Source organism: Rhodococcus sp. NPDC056516 (assembly GCF_042794655.1).
GTDB lineage: Bacteria > Actinomycetota > Actinomycetes > Mycobacteriales > Mycobacteriaceae > Rhodococcus_F.
The window spans coordinates 506,272-529,566 of sequence record NZ_JBHTTG010000001.1; the positions used below are offsets into that span (position 1 = coordinate 506,272).

Consider the following 23,295-nt stretch of genomic DNA (forward strand, 5'->3'; position numbering starts at 1 on the left):
GTCCGGATCGCGACCACCGGGAGTAGCGCATGTTCACCTTCACCAGCGACGACGGAGTGGTCATTCATGTCCACGAATGGCCCACCGAGCAGGAACCTCGCGGGGTTGTTCAACTCGCGCACGGTATGGGTGAGCACGCAAAACGCTACGCACACGTTGCCGAAGCCCTGAATGCTCGCGGTTTCCACGTCTACGCGGCGGACCACCGTGGCCACGGTGAGAGCATGCACGCCGGCCCAGGCAACATCGGCGACGACGGCTGGAACCGCTTGGTGGCAGACATGGTGACCCTCACGGGCATCCTCCGCGACAAACACCCCGGTCTGCCCGTCGTACTGCTCAGCCACAGCCTCGGTTCGTTCGCTTCGCAGCAGTACATCCTCGATCATTCGCACCTGATCGACGCCGTCGCACTGTCGGGGACCACCGCGGTGGATCAACTCATCGAGAGCCTCGTCAACGACGGCCCGGACGTCCTCGCCCAGTTCAACGCCGAATTCGAACCGGCCCGTACTCCGCACGACTGGCTCAGCCGTGACGAAGTGCAGGTGGATTTGTACATCAACGATCCACTGTGTGGTTTCAGCCTGGACGACGCCGGCATGGGCGGACTTATCGCAGCGGGGCCGAGGTTCGTCGACGTCGAGGGGGTGCGACAAGACCTTCCGATCCTGGTCTTCGTCGGCACCTCGGATCCTCTCAACGCCGCGCTGAGCCGTACCGACGTCGCAGTCGAACGGTACAACTCGGCGGGGATCGAAGACGTCACCTATTACACCTATCCGGGCGCCAGGCACGAGATCTTCAATGAGACCAACCGCGACGACGTCATCAATGATCTGACGACGTGGATGGACCGCGTACTCGAAGCGTGACCGCCTCACCGGAAGGGGAACACGATGTCCACAGTTCCGGCCGCACGACCCGATCCAGACCCGCGAGATGTCAAGCGCTGGAGGCGATACCTCGCCGACGAGCAAGCCGAGGCCGCCGTCTACCGCGACCTCGCGGGTAGGCGCAGCGGCGAGGAGCGCGAAATCCTTCTCGCACTGGCCGACGCGGAGGGTCGACACGAGGCGCACTGGCGAGCGCTTCTCGGCGATCACGTCGGCAAACCACTGCGCGGTGATATCCGCACTCGGATACTGGGCTTTCTGGCCAGGCGCTTCGGCTCCGTGTTCGTGCTCGCTCTTGCGCAGCGCGCCGAGACACGATCCCCCTATCCGAACGACGCCGACGCGACCGCATCGATGGGCGCGGACGAGAAGATCCACGAAGAAGTGGTGCGGGCCTTGGCCACCCGGGGCCGCAACAGACTTTCGGGGACATTTCGTGCCGCCGTTTTCGGAGCCAACGACGGCCTCGTCAGCAATCTCGCTCTCGTACTCGGCATCAGCGGTAGCGGCGTCTCCAACCAGATCGTTCTGATCACCGGCATGGCCGGGCTTCTGGCCGGTGCCCTGTCGATGGGCGCCGGCGAGTACGTTTCAGTCCGCTCTCAGCGAGAGTTGTTGGAAGCGTCCAATCCTGGTCCCGCCGCCAGCGAAGCTGTCGGACTGCTCGACGTCGACGCGAACGAATTGGCCCTGGTCTACCGGGCCCGCGGCATGTCGGCCGAGGAAGCGGACCAGCGCGCCGCCGAGGTCCTCGCGAACAGCACCTTCGGCGCCGCTGACGTTGTCGACGACCATGAAGCCGTCGGCACCGGGTTGGGCGCAGCGGCGGCAAGTTTCTGCTTCTTCGCCTCGGGCGCAATTATTCCGGTGTTGCCGTATCTGTTCGGCCTGGAAGGCATGACGGCCCTGATCGTCGCGTCCGTACTCGTGGGGATCGCGTTGCTGACCACCGGCGTTGTGGTCGGGTTGCTGTCGGGCGGACCTCCGTTCAAGCGGGCCCTACGCCAACTTGCGATCGGCTACGGCGCTGCCGGCGCGACGTATCTGCTCGGCATGTTGTTCGGGACTTCGCTCTGAGCGTCTGCTTACGCGCGTAGGGCGGGATCGCGGTGAGCCGGATCGATCCGGACCGGAATTTGGCACACCACGGCCTCGGTGTGTTTGCGTAGTGCGTGAGCGATCTCGTCGGTCCGTTGGCGCGGGAGGAACCGGTGCCATCTGGTCGCCGGGTCGATGGTGGCGACTACGACAAAGGTTTCCCGGTGGGGGAAGTGTGTGCGGATGTATCGGGCGAGGGTGTTCCCCACGGAATTCTCGGTGTCCTCGATGACAATCAAACGCGAATTCGGGTGTCGGGCTTGCCATCGGCGTGTGAAGTCCGTCGTCGATTCGTGGGCCAGGCAGACTCGAATTGCGATGGGCTGTGACGACATCGCTGTTGCCGCGGCCATCGCGCGGGTGGAGAGTGACGTAATTTCGGACACGGGGACGAGCACCGCTGGTTTGTATCCGATGGACAGAGAAGCGTTCTCACTCTGAACGGTCAGTCGGGCACCGATGTGTGTGTATGCCCCGCGGATGCGTTCCATGCCGAGGACGAGCGCAGGGAGGGCGAGAGCGATCAGCCAGGCTCCCTCGGTGAACTTCATGGCGGTGGTCACCACTGCTGCGATCGAGGTCAACAAAGCGCCGAAACCGTTGAGCGCCAATCGCCATTCCCAGCCCGGTGTCCGTTCAGTGAGCCAGTGGCGCACCATGCCGAACTGCGCGAGCGTGAATCCGATGAACACACCAATGGCGAACAGCGGTACCAAGGTGTTCATGTTTCCGCCCGATCCGACAAGTAGCAGAGCGCCGACGCCACCGAGAGACAAGACGCCGTACGTGAAGACGTCGCGCGTCGACTTTCGGCTGAAGCGGTGTGGGAGCACGTTGTCGTCGGCGAGGATTCGCATCAGGTTGGGGAGTCCGCCGTACGAGGTGTTGGCGGCCAACGCCAGCAGAATCACTGTGGCGAATTGGACGACATAGTAGCCCACGCCATTTCCGAGGGCAGCAGCAGTGAGCTGCGACAGTACTGTTGTTCCAGGGACTGGGGCCAGTGAGAACTTCTCGATCAACACGGCAAGGCCGATCAACATGGTGCCCAACAGGATTCCCAGAGCTACTTCGGCACGCTGAGCGCTACGCACGCGAGGCTTCTTGAAACTGGGGACCGCATTGGCGATGGCTTCGACACCGGTCAATGCGGCGCAACCACTCGAAAATGCCTTGAGCAGAAGGAGAATGCCGATCGTGTGTGCGTTGTCGGCGAGGAAGGGAGCCGTGGCGGCGGCAGCGTTTTCCCGAAGTAGTCCGGCACCGATCACCGTGAAGATGCTGACGATAAAAACCACGGTGGGCAACATGAATACCCGCGCGGAATCTGCGATGCCCCGCAGATTCAGTGCCGTGATGCCGCCGAGTATCGCCAGTGCGATCCAGACCGTATAGGGAAGAAGCGCAGGGAAGGCGGAGGTCAGAGCCGCGACACCGGCTGCGATCGATACCGCGACGTTGAGGGTGTAGTCGACGATCAACGATGCGGCGGCAGTCAGGCTTGCGCGAGGACTCAGATGCTTCTTTGCGACGGCGTATGCGCCACCGCCTTCGGGAAATGCGGCGATCACCTGGCGATACGACGCCACCAGGACCACAAGCAGCACAGCGATGGCGACCGTCACCGGCACGGTGAAGCCGATCCCCGCGCCGCCGGCGAGGGCCAACACCAATACGATGGCCTCTGGACCGTACGACACCGAGGCCATCGCGTCGAGCGACAGACCCGTCAGTCCGGTTGCGACGGAGAGCTTTTGCTTCTCAGGTTCGCCGCCGGCGCGGGTGGTCGACGATATGACTCCACGGTGTCCGAGTATCACTGCATGTCTCACCGAGTCAGTATCGTCATTTCCCGTAGCTCTGAGACTGATCTTGACGATGCCTTGACGCGACGGCCCGCCAATCTGTACGGGTTCACAACGGGGGTTCGAGTCGCGGGAAGCCTTGTGACAGATGATCAATCCAGCGGGCGCGCGTGGCGAGAATATCGCGGTTCCGAGACTCCGATTGAGCGGCGACGTGCGAAAGTAGGTCGCGAAGTCGGCCCAGAACGAGCGGCGAGTTCGATGCAGAGGCTATGACGTCATCCAGCCCGGTTCTGACGAAGGAAGTGAAACCGGGCAGCGGAACCACCACGCGCAGATCACCACGCTCGTCAAGGGCCCGGATCGAATCTGTGCGTACGGCGGCCACCCGCGAGAGGAGGTCCTCGATCTCGTCCAGAGCCTGGACGGCCGTCGCAGGATCGTTGATCGCGGGTGAGAGCGCTCTGAGTGCGATGTCAGCCAACAACCGAATCGCAAGTACGGGGTCCTGGGTGAAGATTCGCTCACTTCCGCTGACCAAGCCGTCGAGGATCGCGTCGGCGGGCATGGTTTCGCCGTAGACATCGGCGAGCGGCAATCCGTCGCGCAGCGTGGTACCCGGAGACACTCGGAGGACCACCACGGATCGGCAAGTCCGAGCGCTCTGCAGCAGATCTTCGACGAGGATCTGCTGCAGAACAGCCGGCGGCCGAGGCCACTCGATCGTCGTGATCACCGGAAATGTTGGTAGAGGCGGCAACTCCCGATCGGTGTCGGGGTACACGGCGGCGAAGACTGCTCGTCCACGGCTCGAGATGGAGGCCAGTACCGGAGCCAACTGGATGGCCGAGAAGGCACGCAACTGGAGCAGCCGGATCAGCGTCAGCGTGGCCAAGAGCGCCAGCACTGCGAGACTTGGCACGACCACGGACACATCCGTTTCGCTGCTGATGGCGAGCGCTGCCGTGATGTCGAAAACCGACTGGCCTATCGCGAAGGCAAACGTCCGCCACACGATGGGGTCGTCGCGGAACAATAACAAGCGAGGGGTGAAGGTGGTCGCGGCCCATTGGACGACGAGGAACAGCAGCGAGAAGATCACTGCCACTACACCCAATAACCCCAGTCCGAGGGCAACGAGCATTTCGCTGACCTGACGGGCTGGAATCGTCGGGCCGCTCCGGATATACGGCATTGCCAGTCCGGCCGCCAGTCCTACGACGACGCACAGGATCTGGGTCAGGCCCGCACGCACACGGCGCCGGGGGACGAGGAAGGCATGCCCGATCGGGGTGGGAGCGAAACGTCCGGGCTGGTCCACACTTCAAGCCTCCACGCTGCGGCGATGGTGCGCCTTCACCCGAAACGGATGATGTCGACGTCGTCGTGATCCTGAAACGCTTGAAGGAGCCATGTGAGAGACAGAAGGCGAGACGTCATGACGGATCCGACAGGCCAGAGCCGCGCTGTACTACCGATTCCGGATCGACAACATCTTGGTCTGGTGACGTACGACGCGAAGGATCCGGACACGGAGTTTCCGCCGATCACTCCGCTACTGCCGCCGGCCGGTGCACCCAATGTTCTGGTGGTCCTGTTGGACGACGTGGGATATGGCGCGAGCAGTGCCTTCGGCGGACCAGCGGACACACCGACCGCTGAGCGATTGCAAAGTAACGGGCTCACGTACACGCGGTTTCACACGACTGCGCTGTGCGCACCGACCCGCGCCGCACTGCTGAGTGGGCGCAACCACCATTCGGTCGGCATGGGGTCGGTCACCGAAACCGCGACCTCAGCTCCTGGCCTTTCCGGTCTGCGCCCGAATACCAAAGCCGCACTGCCGATGACGTTGAAACTCAACGGATACTCGACGGCGCAGTTCGGCAAGTGCCACGAGGTGCCGCCGTGGCAGACATCCCCGGTGGGACCGTTCACGTCGTGGCCGACGGGAGAAGGCGGATTCGAGCACTTCTACGGATTCATCGGCGGGGAGAACAACCAGTATTACCCGGCGCTGTATGAGGGCGTCGCGCCTGTCGAGCCGGACAAGACACCGGAGGAGGGTTACCACCTCACCGAAGACCTTGCCGATCACGCGATCGACTGGGTTCGCATGCAGAAGTCCTTGGCTCCGGACAAGCCGTTCTTCGTCTACTTTGCTCCCGGCGCTACCCATGCGCCGCACCATGTTCCGAAGGAGTGGGCCGACAAGTACGAGGGCCGGTTCGCAGGAGGTTGGGACGCTCAACGCGAATCGATTCTCGAGCAGCAGAAGCAGCGGGGAGTCGTTCCCGCGGATGCGGTCCTCACCCCGCGTCCCGACGCCATTCCGGCGTGGGAGGACATGAGTGAGGCGATGAAGCCCGTCCTCGAACGCCAAATGGAAGTCTATGCAGGATTTCTCGAACACACCGATTTCCATGTCGGCCGACTTGTCGATGCGATCGAAGAACTCGGAGCTCTCGACAACACCCTCGTGTACTACATCATCGGAGACAACGGAGCGTCCGCAGAGGGGACGATCAACGGAGCCTTCAACGAGATGGCCAACTTCAATGGACTCGCCGCCATCGAGACGCCCGAGTTCATGGCTGAAGTGAAAGACAAGTTTGGTACCAAGGACGCGTACAACCACTATTCCGTGGGGTGGGCGTGGGCAATGTGTACGCCGTATCAGTGGACGAAACAGGTTGCGTCGCATTGGGGTGGCACTCGCAACGGAACGATCGTGCACTGGCCGGCAGGGATTCGGACCAAGGGTGAGACGCGGTCGCAATTCACCCACGTCATCGACGTCGCACCGACGATCCTCGAGGTCGCGAAACTGCCGGAACCGACCTTCGTCAACGGCGTCCAGCAATCACCGATCGAGGGGACCAGCATGGTCTACACCTTCGACGACGCCGAAGCCGCCGAACGTCACGATCTGCAGTACTTCGAGATGGCCGGCAATCGCGGTATCTATTACAAGGGTTGGAGTGCGGTCACCAGACACAGCACTCCGTGGCTGTTCGCGGAGGCACTCCCCGCTCTCGACGACGACGTGTGGGAGCTCTACGACGGGTCGCGGGATTGGACGCAGTCCAAGGATTTGGCGGCCGAGTTGCCGGAGAAACTCGCTGCACTGCAACGCTTGTGGTTGATCGAAGCGGTCAAGTACAACGTGCTCCCCATCGACGACCGCAGATTCGAGAGGTTCAACCCTCACATCGCGGGGCGCCCGCAGTTGGTGACCGGGAACAGACAGGTTCTGTTTCCCGGAATGAAGCGACTGAGCGAGCACAGCGTGCTGAGCATCAAGAACCGATCGTTCAGTGTGACAGCAGCTGTCGATGTCGCGGATGGCATCACAGCAAACGGTGTGATGATCGCGCAGGGAGGCAGGTTCGGGGGCTGGGCACTCTACGCGCGGGAAGGTCGCGCCAAATTCGTCTACAACTTACTGGGCATGACCGAGTTCGTCATCGGCTCCGACATTGACATTCCGGCAGGATCACACCAGATCAGGGCTGAGTTCGCCTACGACGGAGGTGGTCTCGCGAGAGGTGGCGGTGTCACGATCTATCACGACGGTCGCGAAGTGGGCTCGGGTCGCGTCGAGCAGACACAACCGATGGTCTTCTCCGCCGACGAGACTACCGACATCGGTGACGACTACGGCATGCCTGTCAGTGTTGATTACAGTGGCGCAACCACATTCAACGGCCGTATCGACGTCGTGCAGATCGATGTCGGTGACGACGACCATACCCACCTGATCGATCCGGAGGAGGTGGCACGAGTGGCGGTGTCCAGACAGTGATTTCACCGACAACAGCAGTCGCCATCTCCTGAGGGAGGGTCGCAATGCCGACCGTCATCCGAACTGTCCACGATCTGGTTCGCCACGCGCGCGGACCGACGCACCATCACCACCATCAATCCGTGCACGAGGCGCGGCGAATGCGTGCCCACCACATTCTGGTCACGCATTCGCTCGCCTGATTTCGGGGCTACAGGTCGCGCGCCAATGCTCGTCCGGCTGCGCGTCCCGAGAAGATGCAGCCACCGAGGAAGGTCCCTTCGAGTGCGCTGTAACCGTGGACTCCGCCGCCGCCGAAGCCCGCGACCTCACCGGCTGCGTACAGGCCGTCGAAGACACTGCCGTCGGCCTTGATGACCTGCGAATCCAGGTTGGTCTCCAAGCCGCCGAGTGTCTTGCGTGTGAGCAGATGCAACCGGACCGCGATCAGTGGTCCGTTCTTGGGATCCAGGATCTTGTGCGGCGCAACGACGCGCACGATTTTGTCTGCCAACAAATTACGTGCACCGTGGATCGCGGTGACTTGGAAGTCTTTGCTGTACTTGTTGTCGACTTCGCGGTCACGGGCGATCATCTCGCGCTCGATGTCCTCGTAGTCCAGGAGCGGTTCGTCGGTGAGGGCGTTCATGCCGTCGACCAGATCGCGAAGGTTGTTACGCACAACGAAGTCGGCGCCCTTCTGCTTGAATGCTTCGACCGGTCCCGGCGCGCCCTTCTTGATTCGTTCGAGGAGGAGCTTGAAGTCGCGATTGGTGAAGTCAGGGTTCTGTTCCGATCCCGAGAGTGCGAACTCCTTCTCGATGATCTTCTGGTCGAGGATGAACCACGTGTACTCGTGACCGCTGTCCAGGATGTACTTGAAGGTCCCCATCGTGTCGAAGCCCGGGAAGTTGGGGGCCGGCAGACGCTTGCCGGTGGCGTCGAACCACATCGAGGACGGTCCGGGGATGATGCGGATTCCGTGGTTCGGCCAGATCGAATTCCAGTTCTGGATGCCTTCGGTGTAGTGCCACATGCGGTCGCGGTTGACGATGTTTCCGCCCGCGGATTCGGTGATTTCGAGCATCCGCCCATCGACGTGCGCCGGTACTCCCGTCAGCATGTGCTTCGGAGCCGTGCCGAGTCGCTCCGGCCAATTCTTCTTCACCAGTTCGTAGTTGCCGCCGATACCGCCGGAGGTCACCACGACGGCCTGTGCGGCGAACTCGAACTCGCCGACGGGGGTGCGTGAGCTCTTCACACCGCGCAGATCACTGGAAGGTTCGAGGACGGTTCCTCGCACACCGGTGACCGCGCCGTCGGTGACCACCAACTGATCCACCTGGTGGCGGTGCTTGAACGTGACCAGCCCGCGTTTCTGCGCGGCGATGACCTTGGTCAGAAAAACGTCGACGACACCTGGTCCCGTTCCCCAGGTGAGGTGGAAGCGCGGAACCGAATTGCCGTGTCCGAGAGCCATTCCGCGTCCGCGTTCGGCCCAGCCGACGTTGGGCATCAGGCGAAGGCCCAGATCGTGCAGGTACTGACGCTTGTCTCCGGCTGCGAACTCGACGTATGCCTTGGCCCACTGACGCGGCCAGTGATCTTCGCGGTCGCGGTCGAATGCGGCAGTGCCCATCCAGTCCTGCATGGCTAACTCGAGGGAGTCCTTGATGCCGAGTCGGCGTTGTTCGGGGCTGTTCACGAGGAAGAGTCCGCCGAGAGACCAGAATGCCTGCGCACCGAGGTTGGCAGCGTTCTCCTGTTCCACGACAAGGACTTTGCGGCCGGCGCGCGTCAGTTCGTAGGTGGCGACCAGTCCCGCCAGCCCTGCCCCGACAACGATGACGTCAGCTTGTTCGCTCACGACAGCTCCTCTTCCGATTGGTTGTTCTGGATTATTTCGCTGTAGGACAGCAGAATTCGAGTGAAGATATCGCGGCGCAACGCGAAGGCCGCGTTGGTGTCGGTATCGACGAGGCACTGCACGCTGGTGCCGTCGTGTACGGCGACCAGCGCCCGTCCCAACGACGTCGGGTCACCGACGATTTTTCGCCCGACATCGCTGAGTGCGGCCTCCACGATGGGAAGCAGCGTTCGAAGGATTGCGTCTTCGCGATCGGCGAGGGCTTTGCGAAGTGCCGGGTTGCGGAGTGCGTGGGCAGTGAACTCGGCGTTGATTCGGTACCACTGCGGGTCGACCGGAACCACCGCCACGATCCGGGCCACGGCGGCATGGATGTCGACGGTGTTCCCGGCGGTGATCGATTCCGTCGCCACCCTCAGGTCGGCGAGCATTGCTGCAGATCGCTGCTCCCACATCGCGAAGAACAATTCGTCGAGTGAGTCGAAGTTGGAGTAGAACGCGCCCCGGGAGTATCCGCCGCGTTCGCAGATCTGCTCGACGGTGGCGTGTCCGAACCCGGCTGCGGAGAAGACGTCCGCGGCCGCATCCAGGAGGCGCTGCCGGGTCTGACCACGGCGTTTGGTGACACGCTTGGCCGGCGAGTTGTCCGTTCCAGTCGTCATCGGTGCCTCCGTCGGGATGGAACCCAAACGATACACCGATGTATCCGATGCGTGGGCGTATCTCGATCGGTATCTACTTGTCCGGTATTTCTATGGATATCTAGCAAATATGCAAGAGATAGAGATATTTAGATGTCATCCACTACAGGTACAGATCACGCTTCCTGATCGCCGCAGTGGCGACGACGCTGATCGCCGAGGTGGCCACCAGATATCCACAGGCCAGCCACGGCGAACCGCCGGTGGCGCCGATCAGTGCAGTAAGGATCAGGGGAGTGACGCCGGAGGCGTAGATACCCGAGAACTGGTAGACGACCGACAACCCGGTGTATCGGGTTTCGGTGGGGTACAGGCTCGCGTAGAGCGTTCCCTGGGCTCCGTAGAACAAGGCGTGAATCACTCCGAAGACCACGATCATCGCGAGTCCGAAGAGCAGAAGGTTTTCGGTCCCGAACAGTGCGAAAGCGGGGAAGATCGCGAGTCCGTACGCGGCGATGCCCACGATGTAGACCCGTTGCGGACCGAACCGATCAGTGAGCAGGCCGGAGAACGGCAGCAAGATCGCCATGACAACTGCTGCGACAGTGACCACGAGGAGTACGGGGACCTTTTCGAAATGCAGAGTCTTGGTTGCATAGGTGATTGCAAAGACGCCCCAGGTGTTGAAGGCGGCGCCCTCGCCCCAGCGAGACAGCATGCCCAGTACGGTGTTTCGTGCAACCCTTCCGTGGAAGACTTCCTTGAGCGGTGCGGAGGAGCGTTGTTCGAGGTCGCGAACCGCCTGAAATGCCGGCGTCTCGTCGACCTTCAATCGGACCACCAACCCAACGATCACGAGCACCAAGCTCAGAACGAAGGCTATGCGCCAGCCGAAACGGAGAAACTGTTCGTCGTCGTAGACCGTTTGAAGTAGCGCGAACATTCCTGTGCCCAAGGCCAACCCGAGAGCCAGCCCGATCTGCGGGATGCTGCCGAACAAGCCGCGCTTCTTCTCCGGACTGTGTTCCACCGCCAGAAGAACAGCTCCGGCCCACTCACCACCGAGTGCAAATCCCTGCAGGATTCGAAGCAGCAGAAGCAGAATCGGTGCCACGACGCCGATTTGAGCGGCCGTTGGAAGAACACCCATGAGCGCCGTCGCGATACCCATGATGAACATCGTGAGAGCAAGCGTTTTCTTGCGCCCGATGCGATCGCCGATGTGACCGAACACCACTCCGCCGATCGGGCGAACGAGAAAGCCGACCGCGAAGGTCGCAAAAGAAAGCATGGTCCCGACAAAGGAACTTTGGTTCGGGAAGAACAGTTGGTTGAAGACGAGGCTGGCGGCCGTCGCGTAGAGGAAGAAGTCGTACCACTCGACCGTCGTGCCGAGCAGGCTTGCGGCGACGACGGTTCTCAGCCTGGAACGTCGCTCATCGTCGGTCTCGTTCGAGAACGGTGAATTGTGCTCGACTTCGGCAAACGTAGTCATCGGAGCCCCCGGGTATCGGTGCAAATTCACGAACGTATCGCCGGGACTGAAAGTGGGCACCCATAGAGATCAGGGTGATTTCAACCCTGTTCTTCGAGGTGGAGTGTGGATGTAATGACAGAAGAGTTCTGCCTGTTCGTCGACGAAAGGAATCCCCGTGTCACTGCGCTTCCACTGGTTCTTGCCTACTTATGGTGATTCTCGGAATCTGATGGCGGGTGGGCACGGTAGCTCGATGTCCGGTGATCGTCCGGCGACGCTGAAGTACCTCAATCAGATCGGTGCAGCCGCAGAGACGAACGGCTTCGAAGCAGTCCTCACGCCCACGGGCGCGTGGTGCGAAGACGCATGGCTGACGACGGCGATGATGGTCGAGACCACCGAGACGCTCAAGTTTCTGGTTGCTCTGCGCCCGGGATTGCTCAGCCCCACGTTGGCTGCCCAGATGGCCGCGACCTTCCAGTGGCAGTCGGGCGGTCGCCTGCTGCTCAACGTCGTGACCGGTGGAGAGGACCACGAGCAGCGCACGTTCGGTGACTTCCTCGACAAGAACCAGCGGTACGCACGTTGCGGCGAGTTCCTCGACGTGATCCGCCAGCTGTGGTCCGGTAACGGTCCCGTTGATTTTTCCGGCGAGTACGTCAACGTGGAAAAAGCTACGCTGCAGCGTATTCCGGATCCGGTACCGCCCATCTTCTTCGGCGGATCCTCGCCGGCAGCCGGAACCGTCGCTTCGCGTTACGCGGACACCTACCTCACCTGGGGTGAGACGCCGTCCGCCGTCGCAGCCAAGATCGCCTGGATCCGCGACCTCGCGGAAGTTCAAGGACGCCACCTCGATTACGGAATCCGTCTGCACGTCATCAGCCGGGACACCTCGGAACAAGCGTGGGCAGAAGCGGATCGGCTGCTCAGTGCGCTCGACCCGGCGACTGTCGAGCAGGCTCAGGCGAGTCTTGCGCGATCCGGCTCCGAAGGTCAGCGTCGGATGCTCGAATTGCACGGCGGCGGTTCGGCTTACAAGGAGGGTGTCGGAGCGAGGTCGCTGGAAATTGCGCCGAACCTGTGGACCGGCGTCGGATTGGTCCGAGGGGGAGCGGGTACCGCATTGGTCGGTTCGCACCAAGAAGTGGCCGATCGGATTGCCGAGTACGCGGCGATCGGCCTGGATCACTTCGTACTGTCGGGTTATCCGCATCTCGAAGAGGCGTATCAGTTCGGTGAGGGCGTGCGTCCGATCCTCGAAAAGCGTGGATTGGTCGCACCGCACGGATCGGCAGGCGGACCGGTGCGTACGCCCTTTGTCTCCAGCGGGAATTGAGTCGAACAGCAACATTTTCGAGAAGGGGACGTTTGTCCCGATTTTTCGGGCATGACCTCCCGGCGGGACCATTGGACCATTTCGGGCGCTAGATCCGATCTAGGCTGCGCACTGTTGCCGAACTCAAGGTGCAGTACGAAAGGATCCTCGATGAAGCTGGGCACGAGTGGAGTACGTCGCGTAGTGGGGACCGTGGCGGTTGCCGCTGCCACCGCGGCCGGCGTAGCGATGGTCAATCCTGCAACTGCGTCGGCCGAGGTGCTCCCGCCGGTTGTCTCGTACAAGGTGACCGGAAACGATCTGGCACTGACGATCACGAACAACAACTCGGGCATTGCCTCGCTGTGCCAGGCATTCGTCGTCAATGCCGCGGATTCTGCTGCCGTGCTTGACGATCCGCTGAAACTGCTTGACCCGAATCTTGTCGTGTACCCCAAGATCACCGATCCGAACTCGCTGTTTGCCGTGGGCAAGGGGCAGACGGTCACCAATACCGTGACCGATGTTCCGGACGGAACTTACGCAGTGCTCGGTGCCTGCTCCGATCTTTTCGATCTCGAGACGTTGGGCAAGCCAGTTCCCGGTGTGCCGAGTCTCGTTGTCATCGGTGGACCGTTCAGCGGTATCAATACCGGAAGCCTGAGCGACCTGTTCGGCAGTGGCAGCCTCGAAGGACTTTTCGGGTAGCTCAGCGTCTGTCTCCCCAAATTTCCGACTGAGCGGTCTATTCTTCAGGCATCTGGTGATCTGACCGACTTGCCTGGAGGTTCGGAAATGCGAAGTCGTGGATTCATACGAGCTTGCGGAAGCATCGCTGCGGCGTCGGCCGCCGTCGTGGGACTGGTTGTGATGTCTCCGGCGACGGCGTCGGCAGCACCGGCGATTCTCCCGCCGCCGGTGTCGGTGAGCGCAGCGGACAATGCGATCACCTTCACCATCACCAATCCGAATCCGCGGTTCAGCTTCATCAACTGCACGGTGGCGATCCTCAATGCCAGGGATGTCCCCGACGTGATTCGTGATCCGGCAAAACTGCTCCAGCCTGGCGTGCTGGTGTATCCGACCGTCAGCAACATCCTCGATCTGTTTGCAGTCTCGCCTGGCCAGACGATCACCCGGACGGTCGGTAATCTGCCCGCTGGGGTCTACGCCGTCGCGGGAGCGTGCGTTCGACTCCTCGATCCCACCAACCCGACTATTGCCATTCCGCAGGCCGTCGTGGTCGGCGGCTGGTTCGAGGGCGCCGGAACCGGAAGTCTCTCAGGTTCTTTGGAGGACCTGGGATACAACACGGTCCAGGACTTGATCGACGCGTGGAATCGAATCAGCTCGGGTAGCAGTAGCGGCAGTTTCCAGTTCGACTACCAAGGTGGCTCGGACTTCGAGGTGGTCGGTCCCGCGTCGTAGTCGGTACGGCTCACTTGCGCGCGCGGTGGCGTCGCACCGCATCGCGATTCGCACACGTGGGGGAGCAGTACCGCTGATTGCCGTTGCGGGAGGTGTCCGCGTAGATGTTGGTGCACTCGTCCAGGGTGCATCGACCTAATCGGTGCATACCGCGGCCGACGAGGTGCAGCGCCGTGCCTACCGAGAAGAGTGCCTTGAGGACCTCGGCGAGCGACTGTTGCGGATCGCGGTAGTGCAGATGCCACCCGTCGTTGGCGTGGTTGGTCATGCGCGGATACGCCGACGCTTGCTCGAGCATGACGTTCACCAACTCGGCGCGGGCAGCCTCGTCCGTGACGTCGACGATCTTCGACCACTCGATCAGGAGATCGAGGGTCTCGTCGAGATCTTTCTCGGCGATGGGGAAATCGAGAATGATGCCCGCGTCGACGCAGCGTTCGACCAACTCGGCCAAGGACGCGGGATTTCGATTGGCCAGGTCGGCTGCCAACGTCACCGCATATTCGCCGTAAGGGTTGAGATGCACAATGCCATTACATCATGCTCGTTGCATGAAGAAAACAGAGATCACGCCGATCGGTTGCATCCATCGCTGGGAGGTCGAATCCCGGCATCGGACCAGCGAGGGGACGGTCACCTACCTGCGCTGCCATTGCGGGTCGTGGCAGACCTTGCTCGCCGAATGGGTGTCGGGCGGTGCGGGCTCGGCCGTCGCCGCGCCGATCAAGGTCAGGTCCAGGTAATGGTCAGCTAATCGTTCCGTTTTGCCTCGGACTGCATGGAACGTGTTCTAGATTCAGGGTTGTATGCCTCGATATCGCGGCGCAGACTTTGAAAGGGAAGACGATGCAGTTCAACCTCGCTGATGTATTCGAAACCGTCGCCAGCTCGGTACCTGATCGCGTCGCCTTGACTTACGAGGGAGAGAACTTCTCCTACGCTGAGTTGGACGCGGAGGCCAATCGAACCGCCAACCTGCTCGCGCAAGCCGGTATCTCGCGTGGTGACCACGTGGCTCTGTTCCTGAAGAACAGCGTTGAACATGTCACGTCGATCCTCGGGTTGATCAAGATCCGCGCGGTCCCGATCAACGTGAACTACCGGTACACGCCCGCCGAACTGGAGTACATCTTCACCAACTCCGACTCGGTCGCGGTGGTCGTGGAACTTCCCGAACATCAGCGTGTCCTTGCTTCCCTTTTCGGTGCATGCCCGAAGGTGAAGACGGTGATCGTGATCGGCGAGATCGAGGCCGAACTGGTCGCTGCCGCGAATGAGCACGAGGTTTCCGTGGTTTCCTTCGACGACGCGCGTGAACAGTCGCCAGTGGGGGAGTTCGACTCTCGTTCGGGCGACGACGTGTACCTGCTCTACACCGGCGGGACAACCGGATACCCGAAGGGCGTCATGTGGCGTCACGACGACTTCTTCCGTAAGCCGCTCTCCGGCGGAAATCCGTACGGAGAGGGAGCGCGGCAGGACCTCGCCGAGATTGCCAGTGCTGCAAAGGAATTTCCGGAGCTATCGTTCCTCATTGCCGCCCCGCTGATGCATGGCGCCGCGTTGTACTCGCTGTTCACCTTCCTCACCCTCGGTGCGCGGGTTGTTCTACGACGAGAATTCGACCCGGCGAAGGTCGTCGAAGCGATCGAGAAGGATTCGGTACAGGTGATCTTGATCGTCGGCGACGGTATGGGACTGCCGTTGGTCGACGAGATGGAACGACGCAAAGACGAGGTTGATTTCAGCACCCTGTTCTCGATCACCTCGGGTGGCGCGATCTGGTCCACCAGCGTCCGGGACCGCATGCTGGCGGTGAAGCCGGACCTGCTGTTGCGGGACAACTTCGGAGCCTCGGAGTCAGGTAACGACGGCGCCTTCGCCATCGACGAGGCAGGAAATCTGCGAATGCCGCCCTCGCCGAACATGATTCTGGTCGACGAGCGTCTCGAAGAGATCCCAGCCGGCTCCGACGATGTGGGATACATCGCTCGCATCGGAAACGTCCCGCTCGGGTACTACAAGGACGAGGAGAAGACCGCCCGGACGTTCCCGACCCGCGCCGATGGCACCCGTCTTTCGGTGCTCGGAGACATGGGCAAGGTGGAAGCGGACGGCACCATTGTCTTCCTCGGCCGTGGCTCACAGTGCATCAACACCGGCGGCGAGAAGGTATTCGCCGAAGAGGTCGAGGCCGCCCTTCACGCGCATCCGGCGATCTCCGACGCGCTTGTTGTCCCCGCACCCGACGCGCGCATGGGGCAGCAGGTTGCCGCGGTGATCGCGACCTATCCCGAGTCTGACGAGCTGACTCTCGAAGCGGTTCAGGAACATTGCCGTAAGACGTTGGCCGGCTACAAGGTGCCGCGCACGATCGTGCTGGTCGACGAAGTCAAGAGGACTCCGGCCGGTAAGGCGGACTACCGCTGGGCGACGACACTGGCGTCGTCCTAGCAGTGTGGAGTGATCGGTGACGACCTTTCACATGGATTTCACCACGACATAAGGGACGTACCGGAAAGATGGCGCAGAGTAAGTCGTTCGCGCCTTGGGTCGTCACTCCACGAAAGGGTCTTTTCACATGCTCATCATCGGAATACTTCTGTTCGGAATCGTCATCGGAGCGGGAGCCCAGTTGATTCTGGGACAAAGGGCCGCACGGGTGGATTGGACCTTCGCGTTCATCGCGGGAATCGGTGGTTCTTTGGTGGGCGGACTGCTCGTGAGTCTGATTGCAGGCGACGGAATATCACTGCGCCCGAGCGGCATCCTGGGGTCCCTCGCCGGCGCCGTCATCATCACCGCGGGCTGGCAGTGGTACCGCCGGAAGAACGCAACTACAGCTACCCGTCCGTCTGATCACTGATTCCTCAGTTCCGTCAGGGGACGGAAGCGACGAGACATGAACGAACTGCTCGATGAAGTTCTCACCGCACATGGCGGAGTCGAACGTTGGCAGTCAGTTTCAGCGATCACGGCACGGGGACGCCTGGGCGGTCTGTTGCCTGGGCGCTTCCCCGGCAACAAGCTCGCGACGTTCACGGTCGAGGTGCAAGTTGCCGAGCAACGCACTGTCCTCCAGGACTTTCCGGGCGTCGGCGAGTGCGCTGTGTTCGACAAGGGGGCCGTGTGGATCGAGACCCGTGACGGGGAACAACTCGAGAGTCGAACCGACCCCCGTCCAGAGTTCTTCGGGTTGAGTGGAATCCGGCGCAATCTTCACTGGGACGCGCTCGACACCGCTTACTTCGCCGGATACGCCTTTTGGAACTATCTGAACGCACCTGTGCTGCTCACCCGCGACGACATCACTGTCACCGAAGGCGAACCGTGGCAGGAAGCCGGGCGGCGATGGCGACGACTGCAGGCGACATTCGCGCCGGGAATCGACACCCATTGCCGGCAACAGACCTTCTACGTCGACAGCGGTGGCCTCATCCGCCGCCACGACTTCGTCGCTGAACCTGTAGGAAAGTGGGCCAAAGCCGCCCTTTACTGCGACCAGCATCGCCAGTTCGACGGCCTCACATTCCCCACTCGGCGCCGCGTGCTTCCGCGGGGCCCAGGTGGTCGTGTCCTCTCGCGGCCGACGCTTTTGGCGCTCGACTTCGACGATATCGAGATCAAGCGATGAACACTTCTGAGCTATTCGTTACCTGTTGTCGAGGGTGAACAAGCGGAACACGGTCCGCATGCACAGGACGACCCCTACGAAGCCCAGTACCGCACTCACGAGCGCATAGCTGGACAACTGAGGTGTGAGCTGTGGTCCACCGGGAACGAACAGCAGGATCGCCGCGACTATCAGCGCAGCAACGCCAGCCGCCATTCCCAGGGCGTTGTTCGCCGACCGTCGGAGCCACCGCCTGTCGTCGGGGTGTGCGATGGAGCGGGTACGGAGTGTGAAGCTTCCCGACGCCAGTGAGGTCGTGATCTGGTCGAGCTGACCAGGCAGCCGCCTGACCACGGCCGTTGTGACCGCAATCGTCGACAGCATCGCCTGCGCCGCTGCGGTGGGGCTGGCGACCTGGGTCAACAGTCGGGGTACTTCGGCGCGCACCGCGGAGACGAGGTCGATGTTCGGATCCAGAAGCCGGAGGGCGCGTTCCACCGACGCGAGTGAACGGAAAGCCGCTGCGACGTCTCCCGGCACACCTATTCGGTGCTCTCGAAGCACGGTGAACATTCGCGCGAACGATCCCATGGAAACATTGGGCGCAAGACCGAGAAGGGTGATCTCGCGGCCTACTTGGTGACGCAGCGCTCCACGATCCACGTCGTCAGGCACGTCGAATGCCATCAGCATCGCGTCGACTGTTGCCACCGGGTCACCTGCCAGTGCAGCATTCAGGAGTACTGCGAACAGGATCCGTGTCTCCCCGTCCAGAACACCGACTGCGCCGAAGTCGAGTAGGCCGACGCGTCCGTCGTCAAGGATCATGATGTTGCCGGGGTGCAGATCGGCGTGGAACACCCCGTGGACGAAGATCCCGTCGAGCAGCGACGCAAGTAGCTCGTTCGCAATTCTGCTGCGGGAGTAGACGTCGACGTCGGTGAGCGCTGCCTCGCCGTCGGAAAGCGGTATTCCGTCAAGACGTTCCATCACAACCACTCGCCCGCTGCTGAGTTCGGGGTAGATGTGCGGAACGACAATATCTGGTCGGCTCGCCATGGTGGCGGCAATCGTGGCGGTGTTCGCGGCCTCGGTACGGTAGTCGAGCTCTTCGAGCAGCGACGTGACGAGCCCGCCGGCGAGTCGATGAACGCCGATATCGCGTGCCCAGGGAAAACGGGTTTCCGCAAGGGATGAAACGCGGAGGAAGATATCGCAATCCACGCTCACCTGTGCGCTCGCCTCGGGTCGTTGAACCTTCACAACCACATCGACGCCGTCGGTGGTGCGCGCGGAATGTACTTGTGCGACAGAGGCGGCGGCAAACGGCTCTACATCGAACCGTGCGAACACCGACTCGGGGGTGTCGCCGAGTTCCGATGCCAGTAGCTCCGCAATGCGGCCTGGATCAGCCGGGCGTGCCGAACTTTGCAGAGACGAGAGAGTGCGAGCCAGCTCAGGTGGTATGAGGTCGTCTCGCGTGCCGAGGATCTGTCCCAGCTTGACGAAAGTGACGCCGCACCGGTTGATCACTTCCACAAGCGCGTCCCCGAACTGAGGCGCGGACGGCCCGGCACGGAGAGCCGGCCCGCCTCCCGCTCGCACGACGATGCCCGTGATCTGGACGTACCGTTTCGTCCGTCGCCAGGATTTGCGGCTGCGCCGCAATGCTTCTGACGGACCCGGTAAGGACCCCGTAGGAATGACAACTTCGAGGAAGACCAGTACTGCCAGGCAGGCCGCGAACACCCAGAGTGCGACAACTCCGAAGAACGTGAGCGCTACTCCCACGCTCACCAGAAGTTGATCGTCCTGGCTGGCAATTCCTGCGAATGTCGCGGCGTAGCCCGACAAGGGGACACCCACCGAGAGCGCTATCACCGCGACCACCAGTGTTCGCGGCCAACCGACCCTCGTCCCCAGCGTTCGTCGCATCACGCCCGCAAGCGCTGCCGCAAGAAATGGCGTCGTGACGATCCAGACCATCAAGTCCATTGCGATAGCGTACGGGTTTGCAAGCTGCGTTTCATCCAGGAAAACCCTGAACCCTACCCCGACTGACGGGTAACAAGTTCGACAATGACCAAACGTCGAACATGCTCGGGCACTTCGGAGTTCATTCGCCTTGACGTCGAATCGTCCTGATCGAACGTCCAAAAAGAAGATAGTGACACCGCAGCAAAGAAACAATCACAGCGCACGGTGCGCTCAACCCTCGATCGCAGTGGATTATCTGGGATGCGTCGGGTCGAAGTGGATGCCGCGGCGATCGTGTCGGCCGAGTTCGACGAATCGTCGCTCTATCTCGGTGTCGAACACGATCCGTGGGAACGGGTGCCGCGTGTGGACGGCACGGGAGGAAAGCGGGCAGGGTTCGAGTTGCGTTACAGCTCATCGGTATTGCAGATACCTCTGCATGATCCGGCCCCGCTGCGCATCGACCGCGACACCTACCTGTGCGCGGAAGATCGGCAGGTCGGGTACACCAGCGAGTATGCGGATAAGTACTACAACGAAAACCATCGCCGCAAGCGCGCATTCGATGGCAACGTGCGCTGGTACTGGGGCAAAGACCCCATTACGCGTGGCGCCACAACTGTACGGGCCTACCGTGGTGAGGCTTCGTCGCCGGCGACGACCTTGCTGCTGCCCGGGATGGATGTCGCGCACGGGGTCGCAGGGGGCGGGAGGCTGTGGTTGGTTGCGAGGACCGCTACCCGTCCTGCCGTCGGTCGGTCGGTACTTTCCACCGGGGTCGATGGCGGGATCCATTCGCTGATCACCGGTGGCATCGACATCACCGATCGGTGCTGGCCTGTCGGTCCCGAGCCACTCGACCATCACGGGTACGTGCAGTACTGCCTGCGCGGTCTCGACCGAATGCGGTTCTCGGACAAAGTCGACCAGGTGAGCGCCACGTACGTCGGCCACTGGCCGAGCGGCCGGATCCATGTCCGATTCCGCCATCGTGACTACCCCGGACTGATGTTGACAGCTCGGCTGAATCTGTACGACGAGCAAGGTGTTCGTCTCGACAATCTCCTGTCCTACGCCTCGGCAGAGTTGCGGGAACAAGCCGACACCTGCGCCTACCCCGCGGCTTCCGAAGCGATCGCGGGAGTCCTACATGTCTGAGCTGAGCGGCGCAGGCGATCGGGCCGGAAAGCTCACCGAAACCAGTGGGAGGCGCGTTGACCTAGGCCGCAGACGACCGATACCCGAATGCATAACGGAGGCAGTGATGACCGAATGGGTCCAGATGTTGGTGACCATGGCCGACGGCCCGCGGCAACCGGTCTACGGGGTCGTGGTCCCGTACCGCAACTCCGACGAACCGTTTCACTACTACTACGGCAGCTACGGTGAAGAACCTGTGTTTCTTCCCGTTCGCCTCCCCGGCGTCCATCTGTATCGGTGGGGGCGCCGATCGAGGATCGAGTCACTCGACGGGCAGGTGATGTTCGTCAGCGACGGCACCACCGCTTGGGACTTCACCGCCGACCCAGACCATCCGCGCTGCACCGAACTCCACCAGGTGCACTCGCCCGGCGCGGGCCGACACCTCGCGATCACCCCGCGCGTTGAGCATTGGGTCGGCAACCATCATTCACGCCCGACAGGGCCGGTGACAGACGTCGAGTTCCTCGGCCGTCGATGCTGGTCGGTGGATCTCGCCCCACGCGAGAGCCGGAATCTGCCGAAGCCGTCGCTGCGGCTTGTCGTCGACGCCGAAACCGGTGCAGTACTTGCCCAACACTCCGGCGACGGTATCGACGGCGCCGCATACACCGACCTCACCGTGGGGGAGCACCTCGACCCCTCCCTGTTCACCTGGGACGGTCCGGTCGTCACCGACGCCGAATCGAGGAGCCTCGCCGGTCGCGGCGGACCGCCAACTACACCGCAGCAGGAATCGATACGCTGGTTTCATGAGGAGATCACCGCCGAACCCATCAGGGTGCCCCTGCTGACGGACCTGACTCCACGCTTCGTTCACTCGATCGAACCCGAATCCGGCGCATTCGCCGCCGAACTCGGTGATAAAGCGGGATGGATCGCCCGGCGACCACGATCGAACGAGCCGTGGAAAACCAAGACTCACGGATATCAGATCGCTTGGTCTACAGAAGATTTCGACTGGGTCTGCCAGATTCACCGAGGAACACTCGACGCAGCAGGAATCGAGTCGCTGCAGCACCAGTTGCATCCCGGGCGGCCGGTGGTGGGCGCGCCTGAACTCGTATTCGGCGGTTCGGACGGGTACTGAGAACTAGCGCGAAACGCACTCTTCCAGGAGAACGGGCATCTGGCAGCGTCATTGGACATGGCCGGAAACCTGCTGCACTGCCCACCGCGGCGACGAACAAACTTCCTTGGGTCTTGTTTTCTATCCCCTCAAGATGATGGGGTTGCTCAGCGCAGCCATGTGTCCGGAACGCGCGCGGGCCTCCATACGGACGAATGTCGAGGCCACGGGAAGTAGACGTGATAATTCGCCGATCCCGGTGTTCGACAACGATTCGGTGTGGATCGGCCCTGATTCAGTGTGAATTGTGATGGTGCGGAACGGTATACCCGTGATCGCTGCCCGAACCATTGCCGGTTCACCATTGGTGGTCAGCTCGCCGCCAATCTGCACGCACTGATTGTCAGCGGTTGCCGTCAGTGACAGTTCAATTGTGGGTGCCGAAGAGATCCAACTTCGGCCTGCCTTGATGGAAGTCACAAGTTCGTCTGCGCACAACCGATCGGCCGCGACAACATTGTGCGGTACACCCATTTGGCCACTCAAATGTGTATCGCTATTACCGATCGCCGGCATCCAGCAACCGGCTGGAACATCGATGACCAGCCGACTTGCCCAATGTGCAAGGGCCTTCTCGTTGTTCGCCTGCCACGGCAGATTCGAATCCCACGCGCCGTTCCATACTTCGATGGCGTCGAACCCGTCGTACGGATACATGAATGTTCCCGACGGGTAAGGCGCGTACGGATGTGCCACGACGCAGATGCCCCCGACTTCATGGACAACGTCAAGTTGGGCGGCGATGGTGTCGTCTGCGGTGTATCGCCAGTCGACCAGTTGCCCGGATGGGACGCCGAGGGCAAGCCAATGTCCGTCCCCGGTGGTGACTTCTTCACCGAGGATTATCACCAACTCACGCGCAATGCCCTCGTGCCGCCACGCCTCGTGAGCCGCGGTTGTGTTGTGGTCGGTAGTGGCCAGGAAGTCCAACCCCAGTGAGCGAGCGACCGCAGCCAATTCCGGCGGGGTCAGTGCTCCATCCGAATAGACGGAGTGCACGTGACAGTCCCCTCGGAACCATCGACCTGCAGGTCGATCTCGTTCAGCCACTTCCATCACAAT

At 61.8% G+C, this 23,295-nt stretch carries 21 protein-coding genes; 13 read left to right on the plus strand and 8 right to left on the minus strand.

Annotated features, from left to right (window positions below; all coding sequences use genetic code 11):
• Positions 1 to 29 precede the first annotated feature (29 nt).
• Both ACFQ6Y_RS02390 and ACFQ6Y_RS02395 read left to right on the plus strand, forming a co-directional pair.
• Positions 30 to 875, plus strand: a complete 846-nt coding sequence (locus tag ACFQ6Y_RS02390; protein ID WP_378628512.1) for an alpha/beta hydrolase — start codon at positions 30 to 32, stop codon at positions 873 to 875.
• A gap of 24 nt (positions 876 to 899) precedes the next feature.
• Positions 900 to 1,973 carry a VIT1/CCC1 family protein gene (locus tag ACFQ6Y_RS02395; RefSeq protein WP_042924901.1) on the plus strand — a complete coding sequence of 358 codons (1,074 nt, stop codon included), beginning with the start codon at positions 900 to 902 and terminating at the stop codon, positions 1,971 to 1,973.
• 8 nt (positions 1,974 to 1,981) lie between these two features.
• Here the strand turns inward: ACFQ6Y_RS02395 and ACFQ6Y_RS02400 are convergent, their stop codons facing one another.
• Both ACFQ6Y_RS02400 and ACFQ6Y_RS02405 read right to left on the minus strand, forming a co-directional pair.
• Positions 1,982 to 3,814 (minus strand): APC family permease, encoded by a 1,833-nt coding sequence (locus ACFQ6Y_RS02400; protein ID WP_378629779.1) that lies wholly within the window; start codon positions 3,812 to 3,814, stop codon positions 1,982 to 1,984.
• 94 nt (positions 3,815 to 3,908) lie between these two features.
• Positions 3,909 to 5,120 carry a DUF2254 family protein gene (locus ACFQ6Y_RS02405; RefSeq protein WP_378628515.1) on the minus strand — a complete coding sequence of 404 codons (1,212 nt, stop codon included), beginning with the start codon at positions 5,118 to 5,120 and terminating at the stop codon, positions 3,909 to 3,911.
• 117 nt (positions 5,121 to 5,237) lie between these two features.
• Between ACFQ6Y_RS02405 and ACFQ6Y_RS02410 the strand changes: the two genes are divergently transcribed.
• Together ACFQ6Y_RS02410 and ACFQ6Y_RS02415 are read left to right on the plus strand one after the other, a co-directional pair.
• Positions 5,238 to 7,604, plus strand: a complete 2,367-nt coding sequence (locus ACFQ6Y_RS02410; RefSeq protein ID WP_378628517.1) for an arylsulfatase — start codon at positions 5,238 to 5,240, stop codon at positions 7,602 to 7,604.
• Between the two features lie 44 nt (positions 7,605 to 7,648).
• Positions 7,649 to 7,786, plus strand: a complete 138-nt coding sequence (locus ACFQ6Y_RS02415) for a hypothetical protein (RefSeq protein ID WP_153211511.1) — start codon at positions 7,649 to 7,651, stop codon at positions 7,784 to 7,786.
• A gap of 8 nt (positions 7,787 to 7,794) precedes the next feature.
• Here the strand turns inward: ACFQ6Y_RS02415 and ACFQ6Y_RS02420 are convergent, their stop codons facing one another.
• From ACFQ6Y_RS02420 to ACFQ6Y_RS02430, 3 genes are all read right to left on the minus strand, one after another.
• Positions 7,795 to 9,450, minus strand: a complete 1,656-nt coding sequence (locus ACFQ6Y_RS02420; protein WP_378628520.1) for an FAD-binding dehydrogenase — start codon at positions 9,448 to 9,450, stop codon at positions 7,795 to 7,797.
• Positions 9,447 to 10,112: a TetR/AcrR family transcriptional regulator gene (locus ACFQ6Y_RS02425; protein ID WP_378542219.1), complete on the minus strand. Its 666-nt coding sequence runs from the start codon at positions 10,110 to 10,112 to the stop codon at positions 9,447 to 9,449. Before ACFQ6Y_RS02425 ends, ACFQ6Y_RS02420 begins: the two co-directional genes overlap by 4 nt.
• Before the next feature lie 142 nt (positions 10,113 to 10,254).
• On the minus strand, positions 10,255 to 11,586 hold the full coding sequence (locus tag ACFQ6Y_RS02430; protein WP_378628522.1) for an MFS transporter: 1,332 nt from the start codon (positions 11,584 to 11,586) through the stop codon (positions 10,255 to 10,257).
• Positions 11,587 to 11,743: 157 nt separating this feature from the next.
• On the opposite strand from ACFQ6Y_RS02430, the gene ACFQ6Y_RS02435 reads away from it, so the two are divergent.
• The 3 genes from ACFQ6Y_RS02435 (at position 11,744) to ACFQ6Y_RS02445 (ending at position 14,314) form a co-directional block, all read left to right on the plus strand.
• Positions 11,744 to 12,907: an LLM class flavin-dependent oxidoreductase gene (locus tag ACFQ6Y_RS02435; RefSeq protein WP_378628524.1), complete on the plus strand. Its 1,164-nt coding sequence runs from the start codon at positions 11,744 to 11,746 to the stop codon at positions 12,905 to 12,907.
• Positions 12,908 to 13,057: 150 nt separating this feature from the next.
• Positions 13,058 to 13,594, plus strand: a complete 537-nt coding sequence (locus ACFQ6Y_RS02440; protein ID WP_378628527.1) for a hypothetical protein — start codon at positions 13,058 to 13,060, stop codon at positions 13,592 to 13,594.
• Between the two features lie 87 nt (positions 13,595 to 13,681).
• Complete coding sequence (locus ACFQ6Y_RS02445; protein WP_378628529.1) at positions 13,682 to 14,314, plus strand: hypothetical protein; 633 nt, start codon at positions 13,682 to 13,684, stop codon at positions 14,312 to 14,314.
• Positions 14,315 to 14,324: 10 nt separating this feature from the next.
• On the opposite strand, the gene ACFQ6Y_RS02450 is transcribed toward ACFQ6Y_RS02445, so the two are convergent.
• Complete coding sequence (locus tag ACFQ6Y_RS02450; RefSeq protein ID WP_378531147.1) at positions 14,325 to 14,840, minus strand: CGNR zinc finger domain-containing protein; 516 nt, start codon at positions 14,838 to 14,840, stop codon at positions 14,325 to 14,327.
• A gap of 25 nt (positions 14,841 to 14,865) precedes the next feature.
• Here ACFQ6Y_RS02450 and ACFQ6Y_RS02455 point away from each other — a divergent pair, with 25 nt between their 5' ends.
• The 4 genes from ACFQ6Y_RS02455 to ACFQ6Y_RS02470 all read left to right on the plus strand — a co-directional run bounded on the left by ACFQ6Y_RS02455 (position 14,866) and on the right by ACFQ6Y_RS02470 (position 17,948).
• Positions 14,866 to 15,057, plus strand: a complete 192-nt coding sequence (locus tag ACFQ6Y_RS02455; RefSeq protein WP_378531149.1) for a hypothetical protein — start codon at positions 14,866 to 14,868, stop codon at positions 15,055 to 15,057.
• A 103-nt stretch (positions 15,058 to 15,160) separates the two neighbouring features.
• On the plus strand, positions 15,161 to 16,768 hold the full coding sequence (locus ACFQ6Y_RS02460) for an AMP-binding protein (RefSeq protein ID WP_378531151.1): 1,608 nt from the start codon (positions 15,161 to 15,163) through the stop codon (positions 16,766 to 16,768).
• A 127-nt stretch (positions 16,769 to 16,895) separates the two neighbouring features.
• A complete protein-coding gene (locus tag ACFQ6Y_RS02465; protein WP_378542231.1) occupies positions 16,896 to 17,180 on the plus strand; it encodes a hypothetical protein in 285 nt (94 codons plus the stop codon).
• Positions 17,181 to 17,216: 36 nt separating this feature from the next.
• On the plus strand, positions 17,217 to 17,948 hold the full coding sequence (locus tag ACFQ6Y_RS02470) for a hypothetical protein (RefSeq protein WP_378628532.1): 732 nt from the start codon (positions 17,217 to 17,219) through the stop codon (positions 17,946 to 17,948).
• A gap of 18 nt (positions 17,949 to 17,966) precedes the next feature.
• Here the strand turns inward: ACFQ6Y_RS02470 and ACFQ6Y_RS02475 are convergent, their stop codons facing one another.
• Positions 17,967 to 19,922 carry an ABC1 kinase family protein gene (locus ACFQ6Y_RS02475; RefSeq protein ID WP_378628535.1) on the minus strand — a complete coding sequence of 652 codons (1,956 nt, stop codon included), beginning with the start codon at positions 19,920 to 19,922 and terminating at the stop codon, positions 17,967 to 17,969.
• A 243-nt stretch (positions 19,923 to 20,165) separates the two neighbouring features.
• On the opposite strand from ACFQ6Y_RS02475, the gene ACFQ6Y_RS02480 reads away from it, so the two are divergent.
• Entirely contained in the window at positions 20,166 to 21,062 is an 897-nt protein-coding gene (locus tag ACFQ6Y_RS02480) for a hypothetical protein (RefSeq protein ID WP_378628537.1), read from the plus strand.
• Positions 21,063 to 21,168: 106 nt separating this feature from the next.
• Entirely contained in the window at positions 21,169 to 22,194 is a 1,026-nt protein-coding gene (locus ACFQ6Y_RS02485; protein ID WP_378531161.1) for a hypothetical protein, read from the plus strand.
• 120 nt (positions 22,195 to 22,314) lie between these two features.
• On the opposite strand, the gene ACFQ6Y_RS02490 is transcribed toward ACFQ6Y_RS02485, so the two are convergent.
• Positions 22,315 to 23,289, minus strand: a complete 975-nt coding sequence (locus tag ACFQ6Y_RS02490) for a CehA/McbA family metallohydrolase (protein WP_378628540.1) — start codon at positions 23,287 to 23,289, stop codon at positions 22,315 to 22,317.
• Positions 23,290 to 23,295: the final 6 nt, after the last annotated feature.

Coding starts and splice junctions, on each gene's coding strand:
- ACFQ6Y_RS02425 (WP_378542219.1), bottom strand. CDS start 10,112: ATGACGACTGGAACGGACAACTCGCCGGCCAAGCGTGTCACCAAACGC.
- ACFQ6Y_RS02480 (WP_378628537.1), top strand. CDS start 20,166: ATGCGTCGGGTCGAAGTGGATGCCGCGGCGATCGTGTCGGCCGAGTTC.
- ACFQ6Y_RS02430 (WP_378628522.1), bottom strand. CDS start 11,586: ATGACTACGTTTGCCGAAGTCGAGCACAATTCACCGTTCTCGAACGAG.
- ACFQ6Y_RS02465 (WP_378542231.1), top strand. CDS start 16,896: ATGCTCATCATCGGAATACTTCTGTTCGGAATCGTCATCGGAGCGGGA.
- ACFQ6Y_RS02395 (WP_042924901.1), top strand. CDS start 900: ATGTCCACAGTTCCGGCCGCACGACCCGATCCAGACCCGCGAGATGTC.
- ACFQ6Y_RS02485 (WP_378531161.1), top strand. CDS start 21,169: ATGACCGAATGGGTCCAGATGTTGGTGACCATGGCCGACGGCCCGCGG.
- ACFQ6Y_RS02455 (WP_378531149.1), top strand. CDS start 14,866: ATGAAGAAAACAGAGATCACGCCGATCGGTTGCATCCATCGCTGGGAG.
- ACFQ6Y_RS02440 (WP_378628527.1), top strand. CDS start 13,058: ATGAAGCTGGGCACGAGTGGAGTACGTCGCGTAGTGGGGACCGTGGCG.
- ACFQ6Y_RS02490 (WP_378628540.1), bottom strand. CDS start 23,289: ATGGAAGTGGCTGAACGAGATCGACCTGCAGGTCGATGGTTCCGAGGG.
- ACFQ6Y_RS02445 (WP_378628529.1), top strand. CDS start 13,682: ATGCGAAGTCGTGGATTCATACGAGCTTGCGGAAGCATCGCTGCGGCG.
- ACFQ6Y_RS02415 (WP_153211511.1), top strand. CDS start 7,649: ATGCCGACCGTCATCCGAACTGTCCACGATCTGGTTCGCCACGCGCGC.
- ACFQ6Y_RS02410 (WP_378628517.1), top strand. CDS start 5,238: ATGACGGATCCGACAGGCCAGAGCCGCGCTGTACTACCGATTCCGGAT.
- ACFQ6Y_RS02390 (WP_378628512.1), top strand. CDS start 30: ATGTTCACCTTCACCAGCGACGACGGAGTGGTCATTCATGTCCACGAA.
- ACFQ6Y_RS02460 (WP_378531151.1), top strand. CDS start 15,161: ATGCAGTTCAACCTCGCTGATGTATTCGAAACCGTCGCCAGCTCGGTA.
- ACFQ6Y_RS02475 (WP_378628535.1), bottom strand. CDS start 19,922: ATGGACTTGATGGTCTGGATCGTCACGACGCCATTTCTTGCGGCAGCG.
- ACFQ6Y_RS02470 (WP_378628532.1), top strand. CDS start 17,217: ATGAACGAACTGCTCGATGAAGTTCTCACCGCACATGGCGGAGTCGAA.